This window comes from Nonomuraea insulae, from assembly GCF_042656245.1.
Map to the genome: position 1 here is coordinate 1 of NZ_JBHSPA010000013.1, position 23144 is coordinate 23144.

Consider the following 23144-nt stretch of genomic DNA (forward strand, 5'->3'; position numbering starts at 1 on the left):
CTGCTCAGCCAGCTCCTGCGGCTCGGTACTCGGCATAGTCGCGATGTCGGCATAGGTCGACCTATGCGGATATCCGCATAGCTTGATGAGCTGGGCTACATGAAACTCGACAAACGCGGCGCCGACCTGCTCTTCCAGGTGTTGACCGACAGGGAGGAGACCGCGAGCGTTGCGATCGCTTCCAACGAGGGGTTCGGCAAAGCGCACGTGTTTACGTGAAGGTGTGTCAGGTGAGGCCGAAACCGCACAGGTTCGGGCTTCTTAGGTAGGAGTTCGGCGGGATACGACCTGTCAGCACCGCCCGGCTAGCAATCCTGGGTAACCATGAGCTACGACTGTCTGCCGCGCCGGCCCGTGGCCCGGACCCCTGCCTGGGAACTCTGCTCAGGCCAGATCGTTGATCTCATAGTGGGCTGAAGGAGAAACGAGGTCGGATGGGCAGCGCCGCCGGCAGGAGCAAGAGGCGCAGGCGTGGACGTAGTGAAAAGCAAGAGGGGGCAGGCAGTTCGCAGGTGAGCTCCGATCCTCATCCCCGGACATCGATGCGGGACCGTCTCTCCTCCATTCACGGCCAGATCGCGATCGTGCTGATGCTCATAGCAATCGGCATGTCGGTGGCCACGGTGAATGATTTCAGAGCGGTGCAGCGGTTGCGGGAGAGCGGCGTGTCGGCTATGGCCACCGTTGTCCGCACCGAAACTAGCCGCTATTCGTCTGACGATGCCATTGTCAGGTTCACCACACGCGATGGTAGGCACATCCAGACGCGAGTCGATGGTTCCCGCTGGCAGGGGCGTCCCCTGATCGACGATCAGCGACAGGTGCTCTATGAGCCTGCCGATCCAAGTGGCAATGTGCTGGATCCGCAGGCCGGTTTCATGCAAATCGTGAGTCCGAGGAAAGTGGTCGTCGTCCTCCTGGCCGTCCCCCTGGCGGTTCTGTTGTGGTGGCGGCAAGCCGACGCCTTCTTCTGGCTCAGCTTCTGGATAACAAGGATGAAGCGGCGCCGGGGAACGGCCGACCGCTAAGAGCGCCTGCCTCCCACGGCGGGACCGTCCCGCACACGACCTTCCATCACCACGAGATCAACCTATGTGGTGCGCTGATCATTTGAGCCCAAGAACGGTTTCGGGACGGCCGTTCTGGTTTTCAGGCATGTGGTGCCGGCGGGTTGACCGAGAGCTTGAGTCGCAAGATCTACTACACGCACATCGTTGGTCGGCGGTGAACCGCCCCGCAGTGTCACCGCAGCCGTGAGTCAGGAAGGCGCGCTGCCCGATATCCGCTGACTGACCGCGCTCTTGTCGACCGGGTACCGCCCGATCAAGAACGTCTCACGCCGATCGGTCTGGCACCGCCACCGTCAGGCCCCCACGGTGTCATCACCGACACAGATCCACGCCGCGATCGCCAAAATGCCACCAGAATGGCAGGGCCGTTGCCAAGCGCCGAGCCGAGAGCCCGGACCGTTCTCAGCTCATGAAGACGATCTGGATGAGGACGGCGACCGCCGCCCCGACACCCGTGACGGTGCCCACGACGCGAAAGGGGAATTCTCCGGTTCTCCGGTAACTGACGTACTCGTGCAGGCCTCTGGCGAAGAGGGCGGCGAACGCGCAGGCGGCGGCCCCCAGAACCCCGAGGACGCTCGTACCGCCCAGTTTGTCAGCGAAGACGGCGTAGTACATGAATTCGAAGCCCATCAACACGCCGGCCGCGGGCAGACCCCAGGTCAACCAGAGATTCTCGGGAGTCTGGGACTGTTTGCGGATCCTGTTCTCCCAGAAGCGCTGCCAGCCGTTCGAGAGGGCCGGGGGTCTGCGCGGTGCATTGGTCGCGTGCGGGGCTCTGCTGCCGCGTCGGCGATCCCGATTCCGCGGGCGTCTCTTACTTGTGCTGCTCCCCACACCCGGTCAAACGAACCCGATGATCCCGAGGTTCCACGAGCGGACGAATCCGCTTTGGTGCACCCGCCGCAGCCCCCACCAGAGCTGGGCGGTCAACGCGCATCCCGCACAACAGTCAGACCGCCAGAGCCCGCTCCAGCGGCCCGGTATCGTTCTCGGTGATCACCGGCCTAACCCCGCGAACGGGCCACGAACGCCCTCGACGCAGCGCGCCTGATACTCCATCGGGTCGCCGGCCAGAGGCTCGGGCGGGAGCGCACCGCCTCCAGCACCCCGCAGTCGAAACCGCGCTACCGGCACACCTTCCTCACACCAGAAGAATGAAGGCAGTGCCTAACATGTGCTTCTCGCGCCTCACGAATCAGGAAACGAGAAGGGGCCAGAAACCCCCAGCTAGCAGCCGGGATCGTCCGCCAGGAACTTGTGCCACCCCCAGATGGCTGGACCAAGACGTTCACCGAACCACGCCTCTGCGCCGCCATCGTCGAAACCGGCACCGACTCCTACCGGCTGGTACGCAGCCAAGCACAACAGAGCAGCGCCGGCCCGTGATCCGTTCTCGATCCAGCCGAATGATCTCCACGCCGACATCGACGCCGAAGCAGGTCCTCGGATCAGAGGAAGTCTCGCCAGAACGGCACCGTGGCCTGCGGATTCCGTCTGTCGCCGACATTTGCTTCCCGGGCGCCAAACTCTCGGTCGATGTAATCAGGCAGGTCGTTGCCGTAATAGATGATGTCGGTCTGATAGATCGAGAGCACCGGGTGCCCGCAGGTCCCGCGTCCGGCGGGCAGGCAGCGGTGGGCGAAGATCGGAATCATGCGCGGCACCTGAGCGAGATGCAGCGTCGCTGCTGCCACTGCATCCTTCAGAACGAGGGGGCGCACGCCCCAGGCGTCATGCCAGTAACCGTGTTGAACGTCGAACAGGACGCCTTCCGTCGGCCAATCCAGGTGCTGTCGCAACTGGTCGGGGTCGCCGTTTCGCCAGTTCGGCCAGGGTTGAGCCCAGGTCTGCCCTTCCTCGGCGGGTGAACTCACTGGCAGCCCGGCGGCCAAAAACGCCCAATGGTCGTCAGCGAACTCGAATCCGTACTCGCGCTCGATGCGGGCGAATTCGGCTTCGGTCAGTCCTGGCTCGATGCGACAGCAACCGGACTGCACTAGCCGGCGAGCAGCCTTGTCGCCCAGCCGAGCCCCTTCGCTACTAAGCACCTTGGAACAGTAACGTCTCGCAACGCTTCAACAGCCAGAGCTCTGGGGCCAAATCACACGCTCGATCAAGGAGCCAAGATCTACAAGAGGGGCCGGAAACCGCGCTTAGAAGGGGCCACTCATCGCGCGTGAAGTCAGGGCGCGGTGGTTCAGCCGAAACTCGGAGCCGCCATGAGCGCGAGATTGGCCTGGACGGAGTCGAGCCGACCGTACTGGCAGAAGACCGGGACCGAACTGTCAAGCCGGATCGCGTACTGCGTGCGGAACGGGATCGTGAAGTCGATTCCGAGATCTTGCAGCCGGTCCAGGCGAAGGCAGCGAACCCGTTCCCCTTCGACGACGATGTCGTGGTCGAAGGACGTGGGTGGCCGGTCCGTCCAGTAGAAGGTCAGCCGGAGCCGCGAGGACTGCTTCGCCGGATTCAGCACGATCAGGGCCTCGTGGCTGACGAAACGATCTCCCTCGACGGGCTCCGGCAGGTCGCCGTCGGGGAACCACCAGGTGTGGCGGGTACCAGGAATCTGCTGGGTCGGCGGGGTTTCATTCGTCGGCATGTCTGCGGCTCCGTCCTTGTCGTATTCGTCGGTTGTGGTCACCTTTGGAGGCCGTCGATGCGGCGGAACACCCGCAGCGGGTTGTCGTCGCGCGACTCGGTCGGCAGCAGCTCTGCGGGAACGTTCTGGTAGGCAACCGGCCGGAGGAACAGCTCGATCGCCCGCGTACGATGTGCGCAAGCCCTCCGGTGCGCGAACCGGTCAATCCCACGGCCATGATCGCCGGGCGGGACACGAGCGTGGTGCCGAGCTCGTGACCGTTGCCCTGGAGGAGGGATAAGGTTCCCTCCCAGGCCGTGCCGCCGCGAGGATCGCCGCTCCGACGCCCTCGGAGGTGCCGGGGTGGGCGGGATGCGCCTTGACCACCACCGGTGCGCCGGCGGCGAGGGCCGAGACGGTGGCGCACCAGTGACGGAGAACGCGAGCGGGAAGTTGCTCACGCCGGATGGGGCGACCGGGCCGAGCGGCACCGAACGCCGGCGCACGTCGGGGCGCGGCAGCGGCGTGCGTTCCGGATCGCCCGGGTCGATCTGGACCTGGAGCCAGCCGCCTTCGAGCAGTAACTTAGCGAAGAGGCGCAGCTGGCCGGTAGTGTGCGCGGTTCCGTCGGCGAGCCGGGCCGACGGCAGACCGGGCTCCAGCATGGCCCGTTCGGCAATGGCGCCGGCACGTGCCTCGATCTCGTCGGCGATCGGCTCCAGGAAGGCGGCGCGCTCCCGGGAGCTGGTGCGGCGATAACCGCCGAACGCCTCGGAGGCCAGGTCCGCGGCCCGGTTCACCTCCTCGGCTCCGCACTCCGCGAAGCCAGGGCCGACCTCCTCGCCGGTGATCGGGGCTACGGCCCGGAACATCGCGGCGGCGGGGGCGATCGCGCTCTCACCGATGAGGACACTCCCCGTCAGTGCGGCCAAGGCGATCGATCTCGGTCTGACCATTCGCCTCGCCTCTCGACCGGCCCGAAGGCCGCTATCTCCGTGGTCCGTCCGGCCGATGGCGCGTTATGCCCCGGACTTCTTCTCGTCGCGGACTTCGGCGGCCGCGTCCTCGGTCGTACCCCCGGCATGGTCGACCGCGGCGGCGGTCGCGGCGAGCTCACTGCGGTAGGTATCCGGGGCCTTGACGACCGCGACCATGGAGATGGACCACAGCAGCAGCAGGTAGAGCATGACCAGCCACAGCGAGCCGTGCGCGGCGCTGACCAGGAGGGTGGCCAGGAACGGGGCGATGCCGCCGCCGAGGATGGCGCCGATCTGGAAGCCGATCGACAGGCCGCTGAACCGGATGTTGGTCGGGAACAGCTCGGCGATCCAGGCGAACTCAACACCCAGTAGCGGCGCGGAGCCGAAGGCGTACAGCAAGGCGTAGCCGAGCAGGATCAGAGGTGTCGAACGGGTGTCGATGACCAGGAAGAACGGCCATATTGCGATCAGCAGGAAGATCATCCCGCCGCAGAACACGATCTTGCGGCCGAACTTGTCCCCCAGGTAGCCGTAGAAGGGGATGCAGACGATGGAGACCGCCGAGGCGATCATGACGCCGGCGGTCGAGACAGACTCGGAGACCCCGGCGTTGTCAGTGGCGTAGGACAGCGAGAAAGTGACGATGAGGAAGCCACTACCGGTTTCGAACAGACGCAGCGCCACGGACAGCAGCATGCTGCGCTTTCCCACCTTGAACAGCTCGGACAGCGGCCGTTCGGCCAGCAGCCCGTCCGCCTTCGCCTCTTCGAACGCCGGGGTGTCCATCAGCCTGGTCCGGATCCACAGTCCGAAGATCGCGATGGCGGCGCTGATCAGGAAGGGCACCCGCCAGCCCCAGGAGAGGAACTGCTCGTGCGGCAGGGCCACGGTGAGCAGCGTGAACAGACCGGTGGCGATGAGCAGGCCCATGAATTCGCCTGTCTCCATGACACCGGAAGCGAAGCCGCGCCGTCGTGGTGGCGCCGACTCGACCATCATCAGCGTGGCGCCGCCCTGTTCACCGCCGACGCCCACGCCCTGCAGGACTCGCAGAAGCACGAGCAACACCGGGGCCCAGCCGCCGATGGCCACTGCGGTGGGCAGCAGTCCCATGACGAAGGTGGCGCCGCCCATCAGCGACAACGTGATCATCAGGACGGTCTTGCGGCCGACGGTGTCACCGAGGTGCCCGAAGATCAGCGCGCCCAGCGGGCGCGCCATGAAGCCGACGGCGAGTCCGGCGAAGGACAGGAGCACGGCCCCGGTCCGGCCGGCCTCTGGAAAGAACAGCGCCGGGAACACCAGGACTGAGGCCAGCCCGAAGAGCTGGAAGTCGTACCACTCCATGAGCTGGCTGAGCACGCTGCTGACGCCGACCTTGCGCCGGTAGGTGCTGCTGAGCCGGACCGTGTGCGGCTGGGGCATCGGAAAATCACCTTCTGGTCTACCGATTGCTACAGGAAGTTCTCCGACGGGCGGGCCCTGCCGTACGCGGGGGTGAGCTCGTCGGAGCACGGGCCCGGAGGAGACCGTCCCGTGGGGGCGGGAACGCCGCGCCACCGGGTTTCGGACGGTACGGCGAAGTTCTCGGTCCGCCATCACTCGCGGACTGGTTTCCACTAGTATCCGGAATACCGGACGGGTGTCCGGAATTTCGGCGAACACTAGTGACCGTTTCCGGAAGGTGTCAACACTCACCCCCGGCGGACCGACGCATTCTGAGCGAGGAGACGAGATGGCGACACGCCTGGTCACAGCACTTGCACGAGGCCTGGACATCCTGGGTCATCTGGCGAGTGGTCCGCGTACCGCCTCGGAGATCGCGGCGGCGCTGTCCCTGCCGCGAGCCACCACGCACGAGCTGCTCAAAACCCTCGAGGCGTACGGCTTCGTGCAGGCGGAGGGTTCGGCGTACGCGCTGGGGATACGGTTGTTCGAGCTCGGCAACGCGGTCGAACGGTCGCTGGATGTCGTGCGGATCGCTCGGCGGCACGCCCGGCGAGTGGCCGCCGAATGCGGGGAGACCGTTCAGGTGGCACTGCTCGACGGCCCGGAGGTCGTCTACGTGGCCAAGGTCGACAGCGAGCACGCGGTGAAGCTGGTTTCCACCGTCGGAGCACGCCTGCCCGCGCACCTGACCGCGGTGGGCAAGGCCGCGCTCGCCTACCGGACGGAGGATGAACTGGACAGGCTCTATCCCGCGGGCAGTTCCCTGGAGGTGCTCACCCCCTCGGGCATCGACAACACAGACCGGCTGCGGGAGGTGCTGGCCGAGGTGAGAAAGACCGGCGTGGCCTGGGACGACTGCGAATCCAACCCGGATGTGCGCTGCGTCGCCGCCCCGATCCGGGACGGTCGTGGTGGGGTCATCGGAGGGCTGAGCGTCTCGGTGCCCACGTACCGCTGGGACGCCACCTTCGCCGACCGGCTGTCCGAGCTCGTGACGACCGGAGCTGCGGCGTTGTCCGCGAACCTGGGCGACCCGACCGTCCCGGCGAGGTGAGGACCGCCGGTTGACGACTCCGCCTTGAGCTACCTAGTGTTCGGTATATCAGACATCGTCCGATATACCGGAAAATCGCTAGGAGTCACCCATGACCGACCTGAACGGGTCGCTGTCGGCGCTCGTCACACCTTTCACGGACGGTGGAGCGGAGATCGACGAGGCCGCGCTGCGGATTCTGGTCGACAAGGCCGTCGAGGACGGCATCGACGGGATCGTCCCGTGCGGCGGCACCGGGGAGTTCGCCACGATGACCGGGGCCGAGCGCCGCCAGGTGGTGGAAATCGTGCTCGACCAGGCGGCCGGGCGGGTGCCGGTCGTGCCGCACGTGGGCGCCGGCTCGACCGCGCAGGCCGTGGAGCTGTCCCGGCACGCCGCCGACCACGGAGCCGCCGCCCTGCTGATGACGGTGCCGTACTTCGAGCCGATCAGCGAGTCGGAGGCCGCGGACTACTACAGCCTGGTCGCGGAGTCGGTGGACCTGCCGATCGTGGCGTACAACCAGCCCGCCGGCACCGGGCTCGGGCAGCATCCCGCGTTCCTGCGTGAGCTGGCCGGCCGGGTTCCCGCCATCCGCTACGTCAAGGACTCCGCCGGCGACCTGGGGCAGCTGTACGACTTCGCGGTGGCCGACCAGCCGGTGCGAGTGCTCAACGGGGTCGACTCGATCCTCGGTCCGGCGCTGCTGCTGGGTGTGCGAGGCGCCATCACCGGCGGAGCGAACTTCCTGGGCGCGGTCTACCGGAACATGGTCGACGCGGCGGTCTCCGGAGACCGGGACACGGTGGCGCGGCTGTGGGCCGCCACCTACCCGGTCGCCCGGCTCATCGAGGTCCTGCCCTACAACGCGGCGGTGAAGGCGGCCTGCGAGCTGACCGGCAAGCCCGCGTCGGTCACCCGTTCGCCGGCCCGGCCCCTGACCGCGAACGAGCACGCGGCGCTGGCTGACGCGCTCGTCACGCTCGAAAGGGCGGTCGACGGCCTGGTCAAGGTCGTTCGCTGACCGGCCTGGCGCCTCGGACAACGAGAGGAGATCAGGTGGTTTCAGTTCAAGCCCAGACCCGGTACGACGTGGTGGTCGTCGGCGGTGGTGCCGCCGGCCTGGCCGCGGCGTGGCACCTGCGTGACCGCGAGGTGCTGCTGCTGGAGTCGGCCGACCGGCTCGGCGGCCGGATGTACTCGGCGCCCCGTGGTGAGCGGTGGATCAACCTGGGGTGCCATCTGTTCCCCGGCCCTGGCTCCACGCTGCACGGCATGCTCGACGACCTCGGTCTGCACACCCTGGAGATCCCGGGGGTGAAGACCGCCGTCGCGATGGACGGGAAGCTGCACCGTTCACCCCGGCCGGAGACGCATGCGCTGACCCTGCCGTTGAGCCTCCGGGACCGGCTGGCGCTGGTCTTCGCGGGTCTCAAGCTGATGCGGGCCGCGCGCGGATACTATCGGCAGGCAGCACCCCGCCCCGGGGACGGGCCGCTGAGCCGGCGCGCCCGGCTCGACGCGTATCTCGCCGATCGCTCGACAATCGACCTGCTGGGCGCCCTGCCGCCACGGGTGCGGGACCTGCTGGGCACCGTCGGCCGCCGGGCCGCTTCGGAGCTGGCCGACCAGTCGGGCGGGGTCGCCGCCTCACTGTTCGCCTCGGTGTGGGGCGGTTCCAGGAGCTTCGCCTCTCTGAACGTGGCGGGGGGAACGGGCGAGCTGCCCCGGGCGGCCGGTGCGGCGCTGAGCGACCGGATCCGGCTTTCCGCGGAGGTCACCGAAATCGCCGAGACCGACGACGGGGTGCGTGTGCGGTATCGGGCGCCGGACGGCGCGCACGAGGTGCACGCATCCCAGGTGGTCGTGGCCCTGCCGGCCCCGGCTGTCCGACAGGTCGTCCACGGGCTGCCCGAACGGCTGGACACGTGCCTGGGCCAGGTGTCCTATGGGCCGTTCGTGTCCATGGGGGTGCTCACCTCCCCGCTGCCGGCCAGCCGCTGGGACGGCGTCTATGCGACGACGACTCCCGGCTCGTCGTTCAGCATGATGTTCGACCACACCAACCCCATCCCCGAGGTCGCGCGGAAGGTGGGGAGCAGCTTCATGGTCTATGCGGGCGGCGCGCCCGCCGCAGCCCTGCTCGACGAGTCGGACGAGACGATCGCCAAGCGCTTCACCGATGACCTCCTCCGCGTTCACCCCGCCCTTCGCGACCGGATCACGGAAACGGTGGTGCAGCGCTGGCCGATCGGCAACACCTACCGCCGGCCGGGGTTCGACGCGAGCCCGCTGCGCGAGCACGCCGAGCGCAACGACGGGCGCATCCAGCTCGCCGGTGACTACTTCGTCGAGCTCGGCAACGTGGAACAGGCGGCCACCACCGGGCTGAACGCGGCGCGGCGCGCCCGCGCCGCACTGGACCAGAACGCGGGACCACCGGCCGCTACGACCCGTCCCGGAGGACGAGCATGACCATGTACGACGCTTCCCGTCCGGCAACCTTCCCGGACGACGGGCTCTTTCGCATCGAAATCCCCTCAGTTGAGGGGCCGGCGGCGCTGGAAGCGGTGATCGAACAGACCCAGCGCTACGACCTGACCGTCCACCGGGTCAGCCAGGGCAGCGGTGTCGCGATGCTCGACGATGCCGAGATCCGAGCGATGGTCCAGGCCGCCGATGCGGCGAACATGGAGCTGTGCCTGTTCCTGGGCCCGCGCGGCACCTGGGACATCGGGGGCTCTGCGAAGGTGCCCGGTTCCGGGCTCGGCCCGCGGGTGCGCGGCGCGGACCAGGTGCGGTTCAGCGTCGCCGACGCGGTACGCGCGGCGGAGCTGGGCGTGAGCTGTCTCCTGGTGGCCGATGAGGGCGTGCTCTACGAGCTGCACCGCGCGCGCGTCCGCGGCGACCTGCCCTCCGGGCTGCGGCTGAAGATGTCGGCCCTCACCGGACCGGCCAACCCGGCGGCGTTCGCCGTCGTCGAACGCCTGGGCGCCGACTCCATCAACGTGCCCGGTGACCTGACCGTCGCTCAGCTCGCGGAACTGCGCGCCGCCGGCCGGGCTGCGATCGACGTCTACATCGAGTCACCGGACAACCTCGGCGGCTTCGTACGCCACCACGAGGCACCGGCCATCGTGGCAGCCGCAGCCCCGGTCTATCTCAAGTTCGGGCTGCGCAACGCGGCCGACATCTACCCGGTGGGCCTGCACCTGGAACAGCTCGCCGTGGCCAGCGCCCGCGAACGCGTCCGGCGCGCCCATCTGACCCGAGAGCTACTCGACCGGCACGGGCTGCTCGGGCGGATGTCCCCGCCCGGAGCGCGGCTGATAGAGGGCCTCACCCGTTTCCCCGAGCACGAGGCGGGAGTGGCCGGGGAAGTGGTCGGGGAAGTGGTCGGGGCATGACCACCTCGGCACTCGACGCGCTGATCCCCGGTGACCTCATCGCCCGGGCCGCGGAGTACCTGCGGTCAGTACTGCGGCCCACTCCCTGCCAATATTCGCCCGGTCTGTCCCAGCTGCTGGGCCGGCAGGTGTGGCTGAAATGGGAGCTGATCCAGCCGACCCGCTCGTTCAAGGTCCGAGGCGCCCTCTTCGCGGTGCACGAACTCGCACGCTCGGCAGCGAACCGCGACGCCGCGCTGGTCACGGCGTCCACCGGCAACCATGGCCTCGGCCTGGCCTTCGCCGCCTCCCAAGCCGGGCGGACCGCGTACGTCTACGTTCCCCAAGGCGCCAACCCGGCCAAGGTCGAGGCGATGCGCACCCTGGGCGCCGAGATCCGCGTGGCCGGCAGCGACTGGCAGGAGGCGTTCGAACACGCCACCGCCGTGTGTGCCCGCGACGGCTTGCCCTACGTGCACAGCTTCGAAGACCCGAACATCGTCGCTGGTCAGGCCACCATCGGGACCGAGTTGGCCGCGGACGGGCCGGACGCCCACACGGTGCTCGTGCCGATTGGCGGCGGTGGGCTGATCGCGGGAGTGGCGCGCGGTCTGGCCGCTGCGGGGGTGGGCGCGCGGGTGATCGGGGTCGAACCCGCCGGAGCCGACCGCATGCGCCGCTCGCTGGAAGCCGGGAAGGTCGTGCGCATCCCGCCGTTCACCACCATCGCCGACGGCCTGGCCGCCCGCGCGCCCGGGGAACTGACCTTCGGCGTGACCAAGGCCCTGGTGGACCGGGTGGTCACGGTCGAGGAAACCGCGATCCGGGAGGCGATGGCCGCGGTTTTCCGCGCCGAACGTCTTCCCGTCGAACCCTCCAGCGCCACCACGATCGCCGCCCTGGCCACGCACGACGCCGGCGTGATCCCCGGCGAGCGGGTCGTCTGCCTGATGACCGGCGGTAACGTCGACCCCGCTCTGCTGCGCGAAGTCGTCGGACAGTGAGCCGCGAGCAGCGGCGCCCGGTAACCACGAGAACAGGAAGGGCAGGCCCCATGGGGACGTTCGACGGGAAGGTCGCGGTGGTCACCGGTGGCGCCAGCGGAATCGGCGCGGCCACCGCGGCCCGGCTGGCCGCACGCGGAGCCCGGGTGGTGAGCGCGGACCGGTCCGCGCCGGACCCGGCCGCCGTAACCCCCGCCGGGATCACCCCTTGGATCTGCGACGTCACCGACCCCGAGGCCGTGCGTGAGCTGGTGACCGAGGTCGTCGAGCGTTTCGGCGGGATCGACGTGCTGGTCGCCAACGCCGGGATCTGGCGGCAGCGGCCCTTCCTGGAGCTCACCGTCGAAGAGTGGGACGAGGTGCTGGAGGTCAACCTGCGCGGCTCGTTCCTCGTCTGCCAGCAGGCCGCCCGGGCGATGGCCGACGCAGGCCGGGGCGGCGCGATCGTGGTGACCGCCTCGACCAACTCCACCGTGGCCGAGCCCGACACCGCCCACTACAACGCGTCGAAAGGCGGGCTGCTCATGCTCGTGCGCTCGATGGCGGTGGATCTCGCGCCGTTCGGCATCCGGGTCAACGCCGTCGCGCCGGGCACCATCGAAACCCCGCTCAACAGCGCCGCGCTGGCCACCGCGGGCGAGACCTTCGCGTTCCCGCCGGCCGGACGCTGGGGTACCGCCGAGGAGTGCGCCGCGGCGGCGGTGTTCCTCGCCTCGGACGACGCCGCCTACATCAACGGAACCTCGCTGACCGTCGACGGCGGTCAAACCGCGTTGAACGGGAACGCACCGGCCAGGAACACACCGTGACCGCGTACGACCTGACGCATCCGCTGCATGACGGCGTCCCGGTCTACCCGGGAACACCGGAGCCTGGTTTCACCACCGTGCGGACCGTGCCCGAGCACGGGGCGTTGATGACCGACATCCACTGCTGGTCGCATGTGGGCACCCACGTCGACGCGCCGGCGCACATGATCGACGGCGGCGCCGGCACCTTCGACCTGCCCCTGGAGTCCTGGATGGGGCTCGCCGCCGTGCTACGCCTCCCGCATCCAGGACCGGGCGCCATCGAGCCGGAGAACCTGACCGATGTCATGGCCGCAGGCCGCGGGGTGCTGCTGGCCACCGGGCACGCCGGCTCGTGGGGCACCGAGGCGTACTACGCCGGCGCACCGTACCTGTCCGTCGCGGCCGCGGAACACCTGCGCGAGCTCGACGTGCGGTTCATCGGTATCGACTTTCCTTCACCGGACCCCGTCGGCGCCACCGACCAGCAGGCCCACCAGATCCTGCTCGGCGCCGGCATCCCGATCATCGAGAACCTCACCGGCCTGGACCGGCTACCCGCCCCTGAGGTCTGGTTCTGCGCGGCGCCGCTGCTCGCGGGCGCCGGGGACGGCGGTCCTTGCCGGGCTTTCGCCCTCGCCGACCAACCGGGCCCGGTGCCGGCGCGTTCCCAACAGTCCAGAACCCAACCACGACGAAGCTAGGACACGTGATGAGCACTCGCAATTCTCCGACCACCCCGCCACTGAGCCCCGCCCGCCTGCTGAACGGCACGGTCTACGTGTCCGGCCAGGTGGGCATGAGCGGCGACGGCGAGATCCCGGAGTCCTTCGCCGACGAGGTCCACGCGGCGATCCGGAACCTCGCGGCGGCACTCGAGTCCGTCGGCAGCGGTCTGGACCAGGTCGTCCGGGTTGGTGTCTACCTCACCGACGCCGGCGACTTCGCCGAGATGAACGCGATCTACCGCGAGCACTTCGCCGAACCCTATCCGGCCAGGACCACCGCGGTGACCGGTCTGGCCGTCCCCGGCCCAGGTTCGAGATCGACGCAGTCGCCGCCACCACGCGCTGACACCGCCGGTCGGTACCCCGGCGATTCCCGTCGCCAACGCCCTTCCGCGTGCGCAGGATCTCCTCGCGCCTCTGGGGTCAGGTGGGCGGGAGGGCGTGGTGGAGCAGCGGGCAGATGCCTGCCGGGCCCGGCCGCACCTCTCGGGTGAACACTTCGGAGTCGAGGCGGAGCTCGAAGCCGAGCTCGTCGCGGGCGTTGGTCACGTCGAAGAGACGGCGGGTGTTGGCGGAGACTCCGAAGTAGACGCCGTACCGTATGTCGGCCGCCAGCGCGGCCAGGACGAGCCGTCGCAGGTCGGCGGGGGCGAGCCATTCGGCCAGATTGCCGGTCGTCGTGGGCTTGGGCAGGCACAGGCCCAACCGCAGGCAGACGACGGAGGTGCGGCTCGTGGCGGCGATCGCGTGACCGTAGGCCTCGGCGAAGGCTTTGGTCGCGCCGTAGCGGCAGCATGGCCTGGCGGGCCACGAGGGATCGACGATCATCGAGCCGGAGCGCACGTACCCGCCCATGGCGTGCACCGACGAGGCCAGCACGACCTTCGGCACGCCGGCGGCCGCGGCGGCGTCGAGCAGGGTGGCGGTCACGTCGACGTTGGGGACGCGCAGGCCGGACCATGGGGCGCCGGCGAGAGGCGAGGCGGCCAGGTGGATGACCGCGTCGACGCCGCCGACGGCCGCCGCCGCGAACTCCGGGTCGGACAGGTCGCCTGTGACGGTCGCCCGGGTGCCCCATCCCTCGGCAGCGCGCCTGTCGGTAACTCGCAGGTCGAGCCCCTCCAGCCCGGGACGGAGGAGAGTGGCGACGTTTCCGGCGGCGCCGGTGATCAGTACGGTGGTCAAGGGCACCTCACCAGTTCGTGAACGATCCGTCGTCGCGTCGCAGGCGCGGCGGCGGCGGCATCTCCACCTGCGCCGCCAGCCGGGCGGCCCGCAGGTCGATCTCCACGCCGAGCCCTGGCAGGTCGGCCGGGACCACCTGGCCGGCGCCGACACGTGGGCCGGCCAGGATCGCGTCCTCGCCGTCCCAGCCGTGAGGGCGAGCCTGCTCCTGCAGGCTGACGTTGGGCAGGCTCAGGTTGACGTGCGCGGACGCGGCCGTACAGACGGGGCCCAGCGGATTGTGGGTGGCCACCTGGATGTGGTGCGCCTCGCACATCGCGGCGATCTTGCGGCCCTCGGTGACGCCGGTGTTGGCGAGGTCGAGGCGCGCGTGGTCGATGAGCTCGCCCTCGATCAGCGGCCGGAACTCCCACTTGCTGGTGAGCTGCTCGCCCGCGGCCAGTGGCACGCCGGTGCGCTGCCGCAGCGTCCGGTAGGAGTCCACGGCCTCGGCTCGCAGCGGATCCTCCACGAAATACGGTCGCGCCGCCTCGACCTCGCGGCAGAACTGCGCCGCCTCGGCGGGGTCGAGCCTGGTGTGCACGTCGATCAGGAGCTCAACGTCGTCGCCGAGCGCCTCGCGCAGCCCCCAGACCAGGCCGAGCGTGCGGCGGACCGCGCGCCGGGGCTGGAACGCCTCGCCTGCCTGGTCGCTCAGGTCGATGCGCAGGTGGCGCCAGCCCTGCTCGACCAGTCCGCGCGCGTTGTCCGCCAGTTCGGGCAGTTCCCGCCCGGGCAGGTGGACGTAGGCGGGCACATAGTCGCGCGTCCTGCCGCCGAGCAGGTCGTACAGCGGCACCCCGAGTGCCTTGCCGCGCAGGTCCCACAGCGCGAGGTCCACCGCCGCGACGGCGGCTCCGACGTCGGAGCCCGCGGGGAAGAAGCCGCCGCGGCGCATCAGCTGCCACAGGTGCTCGATCCGGGTGGCGTCCTGCCCGGTCAGCAGGGCGCCCAGGTCGCGCAGTGCCCCGTGGATCGTCTCGGGGCGCGAGCGCATGCCGACCTCGCCGAGGCCGTGCAGCCCTTCGTCGGTGTGCACGACGACGAGGAAGATGGAGGCGTCCCCGGTCCTGAGCGGCAGCGGTTCGATCTCGGTGATCTTCACAACGCTCCTGCCCAGGTGGTGGCCGGCGGGCCGGTGACGCCCACGTCGATCGCGTACAACCGGCCGCTGCCCGCGGGCGCGGGATCCAGTCCCAGCCACGCCGTGGTGATCAGCAGGATGCTGCCCGCGAAGCAGACCGCGGTCGGGCGCGGGACGGGCAGTTCGACAGTGGCCAGCAGCCGCCCGTCCGGAGCGTAGCGGTGTACGGCCGCCCCGTCCCAGACCGCGACCCACACGCAGCCCTCGTCGTCGATGGTGAGGCCGTCGGGGTTGCCACCGGCCACCTCGGCGACGGCACGCCGGCCCGACAGTTCCCCGTCGACGACGTCGAACGCCTCCAGCCGCCGGTGCGGGAGCGTGTCGATGTAGTACATGGTGGCGCCGTCGGCGGTGAACCCGATGCCGTTGGAGACCGTGACCGACTCCAGCACGCGTTCGGCCGAGCCGTCCGCGGCGAGCCGGAACAGCGCCGCACGGGGCTCGCGGGGGATGGCCTGCGAGCCCGCCCAGAACCGGCCGGCCGGATCGCAGACGCCGTCGTTCATCTGGTCCCGGCCGGAGACCAGGCCGGTCACGAGCGGTGTGACGAGCCCGTCCTCGGCAAGGTGCGCGAAACCGTCCCGCACGGCCAGCACCCACCCGGAGCCCGCCTCGCGCAGCGGCGCGAGCGCCCCGACGCGCGAACCCACCTCGTAGCCGGCGACCACGCGCAGGACGCCGGACTCCAGCCGGGCCCGGTGCACGGTGCCCGCCTTGACGTCGACCCACAGCACTTCGCCGGTGCGCGGGTCGACCCTGGGCGCCTCGCCCTGCTCGTAGGCCTCCTCGGAGACGGCGTCAGCTCTTGACCGCACCGGCGATCCCCTCGACGAACGTGCGTTGCAGGAACAGGAACACCACGATGATCGGGATGACCGCGATGCAGGCACCGGCGGCCAGGCCGGTCCAGTCGCTGGCGTTCTGGCCGAAGAAGTTGTACATGCCCACGCCGAGCGTGCGCAGGTCGGGACGGCCGAGCGTGAACACCAGGGGGATGAAGAAGGCGTTCCACGCGCTGATGAACTGCATCAGCGCCACCGTGCCGATCACCGGCTTGGCCAGCGGCAGCATGATGCGGAAGAACGTGCGCGGGTAGCCGGCGCCGTCGACCCTGGCCGCTTCCTCCAGCTCTTTCGGGATGCCGCCGAAGAACCCCATGAACAGCAGGACCGGCACCACGAGCGCCGGCCCGGCCTGCGCGAATGTGGCGCCGAGCAGGCCGTTGTTCAGGCCCAGGCCGTTCACCAGCAGGAACGTCGGGATGATCGTGTAGCCGTGCGGGATGAACATCGTCACCACGAGGACGCCGACGAGCACCTTCTTGCCCGGCAGGTCCTTGCGGGACAGGGCGTAGCCGGCCAGCGAGGAGACGAGCAGGACGAGCGCCACGACCGTGACCGAGTAGGTGACGGTGTTCATCGTGTAGTCGCCGAACCGCGCGGTCGTCCAGGCGCGCTCGAAGTTCTCCCACGTCCAGTCGTCGGGGATGAGCGAGATGCCGCCGAGCAGCATCTCGCGCTGCGACTTGACCGAAGCCGAGATCATCCAGACGAACGGGTAGACCCAGACCAGGCAGAACGGGATGAGCAGCAGGTGCCAGGCCTTGAGCCGGTGGCGGTGCCACAGGTTGCTGTTCACGCGGCGCCCACCCGGTATCTGTGGCGCAGCAGCGGGGCCTGCATCAGCGTGACGACCAAGGTCAGCAGGCCGAACACCACGCCCGCCGCGCACGCGAAGCCGTACCGGGGGGCCTGGATGAACGGGTCGAAGGCGTAACGGTAGATGTAGGTGGGCACGACGTCGGTCGCGTAGACCGGGCCGCCCTGCGTGGTGGCCTGGACGAGGTCGAAGGTGTTGAGGCTGCGCTGGAAGACCAGCAGCAGGATGACGATCGCGATCGGCATGAGCATGGGCAGCGTCACGTAACGCAACTGCTGGCCGCCGGTGGCGCCGTCGATGCGGGCGGCCTCGTAGATGTTCTTGGGCACCGTCTGGAGGGCGGCGAGCCAGTAGATGAGGGTGATGCCGAAGCCTTTCCACAGGTCGATGCCCATGAGGGTGGGCAGCGCGGTGGAGGGCGAGCCGAGGAAGTTGATCGGCCGCTCGACCAGCCCGAGCGTCGTGAGGATGTCGTTGACGAACCCGCCGGCCGGGTCGAACAGCACGGCGAAGACGATGCCGACGACCGCCGTCGTGGCCACGACGGGCAGGAAGAGCGAGAGCCGGTAGAGGTTGCGGCCGCGCAGGCCCGGGTTGTTCAGCAGGATCGCGAACAGCAGCGCGAGCGGCATCTCGACGCAGATGGCGACGACCGAGAACAGGAACGAGTGCCAGAAGGCCTGCCAGAACGTGTCGTTGCCGAGCACTTCGGCGAAGTTGCCGAGGCCGATCCACTGGGTGGGGGCGCCCACGCCGTCCCAGTCGAAGAAGGCGTACCACCAGCTGGCGATCATCGGCCAGAGGGTGAAGCCGCCGAAGAGCAGCACCAACGGGAGGAGGAACGCGTAGCTCCACAGGTGCTTCCTGAGCCTGCCCCGCGGGCGGCGGGCCGGAGGCGGCGCCGACGGCGCGCGTACGGCGCCGCCCCGGGTCTGCGTTGTCGTCATGGTGTGGTCACTGCTCCGGCTTGTACGGCTTGAGCGGGTTCCAGGCGGGGAAGGTGATGTCCTCGCGCGACGCCGTGCCACCGCTCGCGGCGACGGTCTGGTCGATCAGCGCCTCGATCTTCGTGTCGATCTCCTTGGCGACGGGCAGGAACGGCTTGTTCCCGACGATGGCGGCCACGGCGGCGTCGACGTGCCGCAACTCGGGCTTGGCCTCGCGGGCCGTCAGGATCGCCCGCCCGCCCTTGCTCGCGAGCTTGGGGTTGGGCGCCGGCCGCAGTGTCTCCTCGGCGACGTCGAGGATGGCCTGCTGGTCGGGGTCCTTCGCGGCCTGGTCCTTCCAGGCGCTCTCCAGCGCGGTGAAGGTGCCGAACTTCGTGTAGTACGCCTGGTGGAAGCCCTTGGAGGAGAGGAAGTCCATGACCTTCCACGCCTCCTTGGGGTGCTTGGACCGGGCCGACATGCCCCACAGCGGTCCGAAGGACTGCGGCAGGGCGGTGTAGGCGCCGCGGCCCGCGTCCGGCACCGGGATGGCCGACACGCTCATCTCGGCCGACGGGTTGAGCTTGCGGATCTCGGCGACGTTCCACGGCGGGCTGGCGTACATCGCCAGCCTGCCCGCGGCGAACTCGGTGAACGCGCGGTTGCCGTCCCAGCTCTCCCAGCCGGGCATCATCACGCCGTCCGCCTGCATCCGGCGGTGCAACTCGACCGCCTCGACCAGACCCGGGCTGGCGGTCGCCGCCCGGCCGGTGCGGAAGTCGATGCCGTTGGCGGTGACGGAGTAGGGGACGGCGGTGTTGGCCAGCATCTCGACCGCGGGCGCCTTCGCGGCCGCCGGGGCGTAGCCGAAGACCTTGCCGGCGCCCTTCTTCGTGATGGCCGCAGCCATCTTCTCCAGCTCCGACCAGGTCTTGGGCGGGTTCGCGAAGCCGTTCTGCCTGAGGATGGCCTTGTTGGAGATGAAGACGCGCAGCGCCGACCAGTCGCCCCACACCAGCGGCAGGCTCATGAGCTTGCCGTCGTGGTGCAGGCCGGAGGTGGCCGGCTCCATCGAGCCCTCGGGGAAGCGGCCGAGGAAATCCGGGGTGACGTAGGAGTCCAGCGGAGCGACCCAGCCGCGTTCGAGCATCCGGTCCATGCCGTTGTCCTGGGCGCGGAACACGTCGGGCGCGTTGTCCTGCTGGAACATCAGCTCGATGGCGCTGAGCTGCTGGTCGGAAGGGTTCTCGACGACCTTCACGGCGATGGCGGGGTTGGCGGCCTGGAACTGGTCGAACTGCTGCCGGTAGAACTCGCTGGCTCCCGGCGGGTCGGGCACGAGCGCGACGGTGATGGTGATTTTCGAGCCGGATGAGGCTTCCTCGCCGCCTGCTCCGACGAGGCTGCAGGAGGTGGTCAGTGCGAGCGCCGCCGCCACCCAGGGCAGGGCGCGTCTTGTGCGGGTCATGAGTCGAGCTCCCTCGGACGTGGGGGGTGGGTATGCGGCGGGACGAGGTAGCCGAGCCCGACGCTGATCGAGTCGGCGACCTCGATGACGGTGCCGGCCAGCGTGGTCTCCCGTTCGGCGAGCCCGAGCGCGGACAGCGGGCCGGAGATCGAGATGGCGGCGACCACCGATCCCGCGCGGTCGAGGATCGGGGCGGCGATGCAGGCGCGCCCCAGGGCCAGCTCCTCGGTCTCGGTGGCGTATCCGCGTTTGGCCGCCTCGTCGATGACGCGGTCGAGCTCGTCGTGCGTCGTGACGGTGTAGGGCGTGTACCGATGCAGGCGGGGCACGAGGGCGCGGCGCTGTGCCGGGTCGAGCCCGAGCAGCAGGCACTTGCCCAGGCCGGTGGCGTGCAGGGGATTGCGCTGGCCCATCAGCGCGAACGACCTGGGCGCGCGGCTTCCCTCGAAGTTGCAGAGATAGAACAGCGATTCCCGGCTGCGCTCGGCGACGTTGACGCCGAGCCCCAGCGTCGCCGCCAGATCCTGGGCGGGCTGACGCGCCTGCCGGTGCACCGGATGCTGGTTGACGGCGACGCCGGCCAGCGTGATGAGTGCGGGCCCGAGCCGGTACAGGGTGCTGATCGGGTCACGTTCGACGTACTCCAGCGATTCCAGTGTGGCCAGCAGCCGGGAGACCGTGGACTGGCCGAGACCGGAGTGCTTGGCGACGTCGGAGACGCGCAGCGCCTGGCCGCCCGTGAAAGCGGACAGGACCAGCGCGGCCTTCTCCACGCTCTGGTTGGTGCCTGAATCAGATGCCAACGTGTCTCCGATGCTTGAACGTTTCATGCACCATGTGGGAAGGTTACGCATATGTTGCATATCGTCAATCCTTCTGTGGATGCATGATGCCGATTCGTGATTCCAGGGAGTCCCGCAGCGCATGAGCCATACCGTCCAGGGCTTGGTCCCGATCCTGGCCACCCCCTTCCTGCCCGACGGCTCCCTCGACCGCCGCAGCCTGCGCCGGCTCGTGGAGTTCCAGCTCGGCGCCGGCGCCGACGGAGTGGCCGTGTTCGGCATGGCCAGCGAGGGATTCGCGCTGACCTCGGCCGAGCGGCGAACCATCCTGGCCGACGTCACCGACGTGACGGGCGGCCGGCTCCCGGTGGTCGCGGGGGTCAACGGCACCTCGACCGTCACCGCGCTCGAACAGGCCCGCCAGGCGGCCGACGACGGGGCCGACGCGCTCATGGTGCTGCCGCCGTTCATGGTGAAACCGGGCCCCGACCAGCTGCTCGACTTCTACGGAACGCTCGGGGGCGTGGGGCGCGAGGTGATGGTCCAGGACGCACCCGGCGCCACCGGCGTCACCATGTCACCCCAGCTCGTCGTCGAGCTGAGCAAGCTGCCCGGCGTCACCTCGGTGAAGATCGAGTCGCCACCCACCGTGCCGAAGGTCGGCTCCGTGCTCGCCGCGCTCGGCGCGCTCGGCGAGGAGGAGGAGTTCGCCGTTCTCGGCGGCATGAACGCGCAGTTCGTGCTCGACGAGTACGCCCGCGGAGCACTCGGGACGATGCCCGCGTGCGAGTTCACCGACCTGCTCGCGCCCGTCCTGACCCTCTGGAACGCCGGCCGGACGGCCGAGGCCCGGGAGTCCTTCGCCCGGCTGCTCCCCCTCATCGTGCACGGGCTGCAGCAGGGCATCGCCTGGGCCGTGCACAAGGAAGTGCTGGCACGGCGCGGCATCATCGACCACACCGCCGTGCGCTCGCCCGCCCGGCCACTGGACGCCGCGAGCGCCGCCCTGCTGGAGGAGATCCTGGCCCCCCTGCCGATCGCCGTGAGGAAACCCTGACCATGACCACCATTGAGCGAGTGGACGTCTACCCCCTGTCCCTGCCCAGACAGGACGGCGCGGCGCGCTCGTACGGCACCCGGCCGCCGTGGCCGAGCGTCTACGGCAGCCGTCGCGAGACCCTGGTCGTGCGCATCACCGCCGGTGACGGCACGCAGGGCTGGGGCGAGGCGCTGGCCCCCGTCGCGCCCGAGGTGCCCGCGCGGATCGTGACGCAGTTGTTCGCACCGGTCCTGGCCGGCGCCGACCCCCTTGCCGTACGGCCCATGGTCGACAGGCTGCGCGACCTCATGCGCGAGCGCGGCCACCTCGGCGGCCACCAGGCCGACGCGCTGGCGGCGGTCGACATCGCGCTGTGGGACCTGGCCGGCAAGCTGATGGGGCAACCCGTCGCGCGACTGCTGGGCGGCGCCTACCGCGACGTCGTGCCCACCTACGTCTCCGGGCTGCCGGGCAAGAACGACGCCGAACGCGTGGCGCGGGCCCATGACTGGGTGGCCCAGGGGGTCCGCCGGGTCAAGGTCGGCCTCGGCTACGGTGTGCGCGCCGACATCGCCACCGTGACGGCCCTGCGCGGCGTGCACGACGACCTTCGCGTGGCCGTCGACGTGCACGGCGTGTACGGGCCGGCCGACGCGATGCGGCTGGGACGCGCGCTGGCGGACCTGGACGCCTGGTTCTTCGAGATGCCGCTGGCCTTCGAGGACGTCGCCGGGCACGCCGACCTCGCCGCGCGCCTGGACATCCCGGTGGCCACGGGCGAGAGCATGCGGCACCGCTTCGAGTTCCGCCCGTTCGTCGAGGCGCGCGCCGTGGGCGTGCTCCAGCCGGACATCGGGCGCACCGGAATCACCGAAGGGCTCGCCATCGCGCAGTACGCCGAGACGCACCATCTCCCGGTGGCGCCGCACCACTCGGTGGGGCTCGGCATCGCGGTGGCCGCGGGCCTGCACGTGAGCGCCGCCGCGGGGAACCTGCTCGCGTTCGAGTACCATCCGACACTGTTCGGCGAGGTCAACCGCATCCTGTCCGCGCCCTTGGAGCCGGCGCCGACCGGCATGGCGCTTCCCTCGGGGCCCGGCCTGGGGGTCGAGGTGGACGCCACGGCGGTGGAGAAACTGGTGGTGCAGTGAGCGCAAGCAGAGTCGCGCTGGTCGGCGCATCCACGCCCATCGGCCGGGCGATCGCCGAGCGCTTCGCCGCCGCCGGCGCGCAGGTCGTGGGCCTGTCACTGGAGAGGTCGGAGCATGACGTGCTGGCCGCCGATCTCGCCGCCGACTGCGCCGATCCCCAGGCGGCGGCCACGGCCATCGCCACGGCCGCCGACATCATGGGCGGCCTCGACGTGCTGGTGCCGGCGGCGGGCGTCATGCCCATCGCCCGCGCCGACCGCACCACCGACGCCCAGTGGCGAGCGGCGCTCGCGGGATGCCTCGACACCTTCTTCTTCACCGCGCGGGCCGCCCTTCCCCTCCTCGGGAAGGGCGGCGCGATCGTCGCCGTGTCATCGGTGAACGCCTTCCTGGCCGCGCCCTGGGTCGCGGCCTACGCCGCCGCCAAGGGCGGGGTCGACGCGCTGGTCCGCCAGCTCGCGCTGGACTTCGCGGGCAGAGGCGTCCGGGTGAACGCCGTCGCGCCGGGGATGGTCGGCGGCGACCGGTTGCCCGACGCCTCCGGCGGCTACCCCATCGGCCGCACCATCACCCCGGCCGAAGTGGCCGAGGCGGTCGCCTTCCTCGCCGGGCCGGCCGCGTCCGGCATCACCGGAGTCGTGCTGCCGGTCGACGGCGGGCTCTCGATCGCCTCACCGGCGGCCTTCGCCCGCGCCGACCTGCGGGCCCGGCTGGACGACGATGCCTGAG

Annotated in this window: 26 protein-coding genes; 14 read left to right on the top strand and 12 right to left on the bottom strand. The window is 69.9% G+C overall.

The genetic code is table 11. The features are described from left to right. The first annotated feature begins 90 nt into the window (after nt 1–90). Entirely contained in the window at nt 91–219 is a 129-nt protein-coding gene (locus ACFPZ3_RS09480) for an ATP-binding protein (protein WP_379513769.1), read from the top strand. A gap of 323 nt (nt 220–542) precedes the next feature. Continuing rightward, nucleotides 543–1028 carry a DUF3592 domain-containing protein gene (locus ACFPZ3_RS09485; RefSeq protein ID WP_379513611.1) on the top strand — a complete coding sequence of 162 codons (486 nt, stop codon included), beginning with the start codon at nt 543–545 and terminating at the stop codon, nt 1026–1028. A 444-nt stretch (nt 1029–1472) separates the two neighbouring features. Here ACFPZ3_RS09485 and ACFPZ3_RS09490 read toward each other — a convergent pair whose 3' ends face one another. Then, the gene (locus ACFPZ3_RS09490; RefSeq protein WP_379513612.1) at nt 1473–1736 is read right to left on the bottom strand and encodes a hypothetical protein; all 264 of its coding nucleotides are present in this window, start codon (nt 1734–1736) and stop codon (nt 1473–1475) included. Between the two features lie 594 nt (nt 1737–2330). On the opposite strand from ACFPZ3_RS09490, the gene ACFPZ3_RS09495 reads away from it, so the two are divergent. Then, on the top strand, nt 2331–2459 hold the full coding sequence (locus tag ACFPZ3_RS09495; RefSeq protein WP_379513613.1) for a hypothetical protein: 129 nt from the start codon (nt 2331–2333) through the stop codon (nt 2457–2459). 62 nt (nt 2460–2521) lie between these two features. On the opposite strand, the gene ACFPZ3_RS09500 is transcribed toward ACFPZ3_RS09495, so the two are convergent. From ACFPZ3_RS09500 to ACFPZ3_RS09515, 4 genes are all read right to left on the bottom strand, one after another. Next, entirely contained in the window at nt 2522–3121 is a 600-nt protein-coding gene (locus tag ACFPZ3_RS09500) for a hypothetical protein (RefSeq protein WP_379513614.1), read from the bottom strand. A 149-nt stretch (nt 3122–3270) separates the two neighbouring features. Continuing rightward, the gene (locus ACFPZ3_RS09505) at nt 3271–3675 is read right to left on the bottom strand and encodes a sensory rhodopsin transducer (protein ID WP_379513615.1); all 405 of its coding nucleotides are present in this window, start codon (nt 3673–3675) and stop codon (nt 3271–3273) included. A 38-nt stretch (nt 3676–3713) separates the two neighbouring features. After that, nucleotides 3714–4610: an aldehyde dehydrogenase family protein gene (locus ACFPZ3_RS09510; protein WP_379513616.1), complete on the bottom strand. Its 897-nt coding sequence runs from the start codon at nt 4608–4610 to the stop codon at nt 3714–3716. 63 nt (nt 4611–4673) lie between these two features. Further along, the gene (locus tag ACFPZ3_RS09515) at nt 4674–6059 is read right to left on the bottom strand and encodes an MFS transporter (protein ID WP_379513617.1); all 1386 of its coding nucleotides are present in this window, start codon (nt 6057–6059) and stop codon (nt 4674–4676) included. Between the two features lie 310 nt (nt 6060–6369). Between ACFPZ3_RS09515 and ACFPZ3_RS09520 the strand changes: the two genes are divergently transcribed. The 8 genes from ACFPZ3_RS09520 to ACFPZ3_RS09555 all read left to right on the top strand — a co-directional run bounded on the left by ACFPZ3_RS09520 (nt 6370) and on the right by ACFPZ3_RS09555 (nt 13516). Continuing rightward, a complete protein-coding gene (locus ACFPZ3_RS09520) occupies nt 6370–7137 on the top strand; it encodes an IclR family transcriptional regulator (RefSeq protein ID WP_379513618.1) in 768 nt (255 codons plus the stop codon). 91 nt (nt 7138–7228) lie between these two features. Next, nucleotides 7229–8140, top strand: a complete 912-nt coding sequence (locus ACFPZ3_RS09525) for a dihydrodipicolinate synthase family protein (protein WP_379513619.1) — start codon at nt 7229–7231, stop codon at nt 8138–8140. A 35-nt stretch (nt 8141–8175) separates the two neighbouring features. Then, on the top strand, nt 8176–9591 hold the full coding sequence (locus ACFPZ3_RS09530) for a flavin monoamine oxidase family protein (protein ID WP_379513620.1): 1416 nt from the start codon (nt 8176–8178) through the stop codon (nt 9589–9591). Beyond that, nucleotides 9588–10523: a hypothetical protein gene (locus tag ACFPZ3_RS09535; protein WP_379513621.1), complete on the top strand. Its 936-nt coding sequence runs from the start codon at nt 9588–9590 to the stop codon at nt 10521–10523. The genes ACFPZ3_RS09530 and ACFPZ3_RS09535 overlap by 4 nt, the downstream gene beginning before the upstream one ends. After that, entirely contained in the window at nt 10520–11506 is a 987-nt protein-coding gene (locus tag ACFPZ3_RS09540) for a threonine ammonia-lyase (protein WP_379513622.1), read from the top strand. The genes ACFPZ3_RS09535 and ACFPZ3_RS09540 overlap by 4 nt, the downstream gene beginning before the upstream one ends. Nucleotides 11507–11556: 50 nt before the next feature. Beyond that, complete coding sequence (locus tag ACFPZ3_RS09545; protein ID WP_379513623.1) at nt 11557–12315, top strand: SDR family NAD(P)-dependent oxidoreductase; 759 nt, start codon at nt 11557–11559, stop codon at nt 12313–12315. Beyond that, complete coding sequence (locus tag ACFPZ3_RS09550) at nt 12312–12998, top strand: cyclase family protein (RefSeq protein WP_379513624.1); 687 nt, start codon at nt 12312–12314, stop codon at nt 12996–12998. Before ACFPZ3_RS09545 ends, ACFPZ3_RS09550 begins: the two co-directional genes overlap by 4 nt. Nucleotides 12999–13006: 8 nt before the next feature. Continuing rightward, nucleotides 13007–13516: a RidA family protein gene (locus tag ACFPZ3_RS09555; RefSeq protein ID WP_379513625.1), complete on the top strand. Its 510-nt coding sequence runs from the start codon at nt 13007–13009 to the stop codon at nt 13514–13516. Here ACFPZ3_RS09555 and ACFPZ3_RS09560 read toward each other — a convergent pair. The 7 genes from ACFPZ3_RS09560 to ACFPZ3_RS09590 are packed head-to-tail and all read right to left on the bottom strand — an operon-like array spanning nt 13446 to nt 20246. Then, complete coding sequence (locus tag ACFPZ3_RS09560; protein ID WP_379513626.1) at nt 13446–14207, bottom strand: NAD-dependent epimerase/dehydratase family protein; 762 nt, start codon at nt 14205–14207, stop codon at nt 13446–13448. The two genes, ACFPZ3_RS09555 and ACFPZ3_RS09560, sit on opposite strands and share 71 nt — an antisense overlap. A 7-nt stretch (nt 14208–14214) precedes the next feature. Beyond that, entirely contained in the window at nt 14215–15351 is a 1137-nt protein-coding gene (locus tag ACFPZ3_RS09565) for a mandelate racemase/muconate lactonizing enzyme family protein (RefSeq protein ID WP_379513627.1), read from the bottom strand. Next, nucleotides 15348–16205, bottom strand: a complete 858-nt coding sequence (locus ACFPZ3_RS09570) for an SMP-30/gluconolactonase/LRE family protein (protein ID WP_379513628.1) — start codon at nt 16203–16205, stop codon at nt 15348–15350. Before ACFPZ3_RS09570 ends, ACFPZ3_RS09565 begins: the two co-directional genes overlap by 4 nt. Further along, nucleotides 16189–17028, bottom strand: coding sequence for a carbohydrate ABC transporter permease (locus ACFPZ3_RS09575; RefSeq protein WP_379513629.1), 840 nt, complete (start codon nt 17026–17028; stop codon nt 16189–16191). Before ACFPZ3_RS09575 ends, ACFPZ3_RS09570 begins: the two co-directional genes overlap by 17 nt. Continuing rightward, complete coding sequence (locus ACFPZ3_RS09580; protein WP_379513630.1) at nt 17025–17996, bottom strand: carbohydrate ABC transporter permease; 972 nt, start codon at nt 17994–17996, stop codon at nt 17025–17027. Before ACFPZ3_RS09580 ends, ACFPZ3_RS09575 begins: the two co-directional genes overlap by 4 nt. A 7-nt stretch (nt 17997–18003) precedes the next feature. After that, nucleotides 18004–19443 carry an ABC transporter substrate-binding protein gene (locus ACFPZ3_RS09585; RefSeq protein WP_379513631.1) on the bottom strand — a complete coding sequence of 480 codons (1440 nt, stop codon included), beginning with the start codon at nt 19441–19443 and terminating at the stop codon, nt 18004–18006. Beyond that, on the bottom strand, nt 19440–20246 hold the full coding sequence (locus tag ACFPZ3_RS09590; RefSeq protein WP_379513632.1) for an IclR family transcriptional regulator: 807 nt from the start codon (nt 20244–20246) through the stop codon (nt 19440–19442). Before ACFPZ3_RS09590 ends, ACFPZ3_RS09585 begins: the two co-directional genes overlap by 4 nt. Before the next feature lie 121 nt (nt 20247–20367). Here ACFPZ3_RS09590 and ACFPZ3_RS09595 point away from each other — a divergent pair, with 121 nt between their 5' ends. From ACFPZ3_RS09595 to ACFPZ3_RS09605, 3 genes are read left to right on the top strand one after another with little or no spacing between them, the layout of a single operon-like run. Further along, on the top strand, nt 20368–21282 hold the full coding sequence (locus ACFPZ3_RS09595; RefSeq protein ID WP_379513633.1) for a dihydrodipicolinate synthase family protein: 915 nt from the start codon (nt 20368–20370) through the stop codon (nt 21280–21282). 2 nt (nt 21283–21284) lie between these two features. Further along, entirely contained in the window at nt 21285–22415 is a 1131-nt protein-coding gene (locus ACFPZ3_RS09600; protein WP_379513634.1) for a mandelate racemase/muconate lactonizing enzyme family protein, read from the top strand. Beyond that, nucleotides 22412–23143, top strand: a complete 732-nt coding sequence (locus ACFPZ3_RS09605; protein ID WP_379513635.1) for an SDR family NAD(P)-dependent oxidoreductase — start codon at nt 22412–22414, stop codon at nt 23141–23143. The genes ACFPZ3_RS09600 and ACFPZ3_RS09605 overlap by 4 nt, the downstream gene beginning before the upstream one ends. Nucleotide 23144: the final 1 nt, after the last annotated feature.

Excerpts from the sequence above, each read along its gene's own strand:
- ACFPZ3_RS09515 (WP_379513617.1), bottom strand. The coding sequence starts at position 6,059 with ATGCCCCAGCCGCACACGGTCCGGCTCAGCAGCACCTACCGGCGCAAG.
- ACFPZ3_RS09545 (WP_379513623.1), top strand. The coding sequence starts at position 11,557 with ATGGGGACGTTCGACGGGAAGGTCGCGGTGGTCACCGGTGGCGCCAGC.
- ACFPZ3_RS09485 (WP_379513611.1), top strand. The coding sequence starts at position 543 with ATGCGGGACCGTCTCTCCTCCATTCACGGCCAGATCGCGATCGTGCTG.
- ACFPZ3_RS09585 (WP_379513631.1), bottom strand. The coding sequence starts at position 19,443 with ATGACCCGCACAAGACGCGCCCTGCCCTGGGTGGCGGCGGCGCTCGCA.
- ACFPZ3_RS09510 (WP_379513616.1), bottom strand. The coding sequence starts at position 4,610 with ATGGTCAGACCGAGATCGATCGCCTTGGCCGCACTGACGGGGAGTGTC.
- ACFPZ3_RS09535 (WP_379513621.1), top strand. The coding sequence starts at position 9,588 with ATGACCATGTACGACGCTTCCCGTCCGGCAACCTTCCCGGACGACGGG.
- ACFPZ3_RS09520 (WP_379513618.1), top strand. The coding sequence starts at position 6,370 with ATGGCGACACGCCTGGTCACAGCACTTGCACGAGGCCTGGACATCCTG.
- ACFPZ3_RS09580 (WP_379513630.1), bottom strand. The coding sequence starts at position 17,996 with ATGACGACAACGCAGACCCGGGGCGGCGCCGTACGCGCGCCGTCGGCG.
- ACFPZ3_RS09600 (WP_379513634.1), top strand. The coding sequence starts at position 21,285 with ATGACCACCATTGAGCGAGTGGACGTCTACCCCCTGTCCCTGCCCAGA.
- ACFPZ3_RS09555 (WP_379513625.1), top strand. The coding sequence starts at position 13,007 with ATGAGCACTCGCAATTCTCCGACCACCCCGCCACTGAGCCCCGCCCGC.
- ACFPZ3_RS09540 (WP_379513622.1), top strand. The coding sequence starts at position 10,520 with ATGACCACCTCGGCACTCGACGCGCTGATCCCCGGTGACCTCATCGCC.
- ACFPZ3_RS09505 (WP_379513615.1), bottom strand. The coding sequence starts at position 3,675 with ATGCCGACGAATGAAACCCCGCCGACCCAGCAGATTCCTGGTACCCGC.
- ACFPZ3_RS09595 (WP_379513633.1), top strand. The coding sequence starts at position 20,368 with ATGAGCCATACCGTCCAGGGCTTGGTCCCGATCCTGGCCACCCCCTTC.
- ACFPZ3_RS09525 (WP_379513619.1), top strand. The coding sequence starts at position 7,229 with ATGACCGACCTGAACGGGTCGCTGTCGGCGCTCGTCACACCTTTCACG.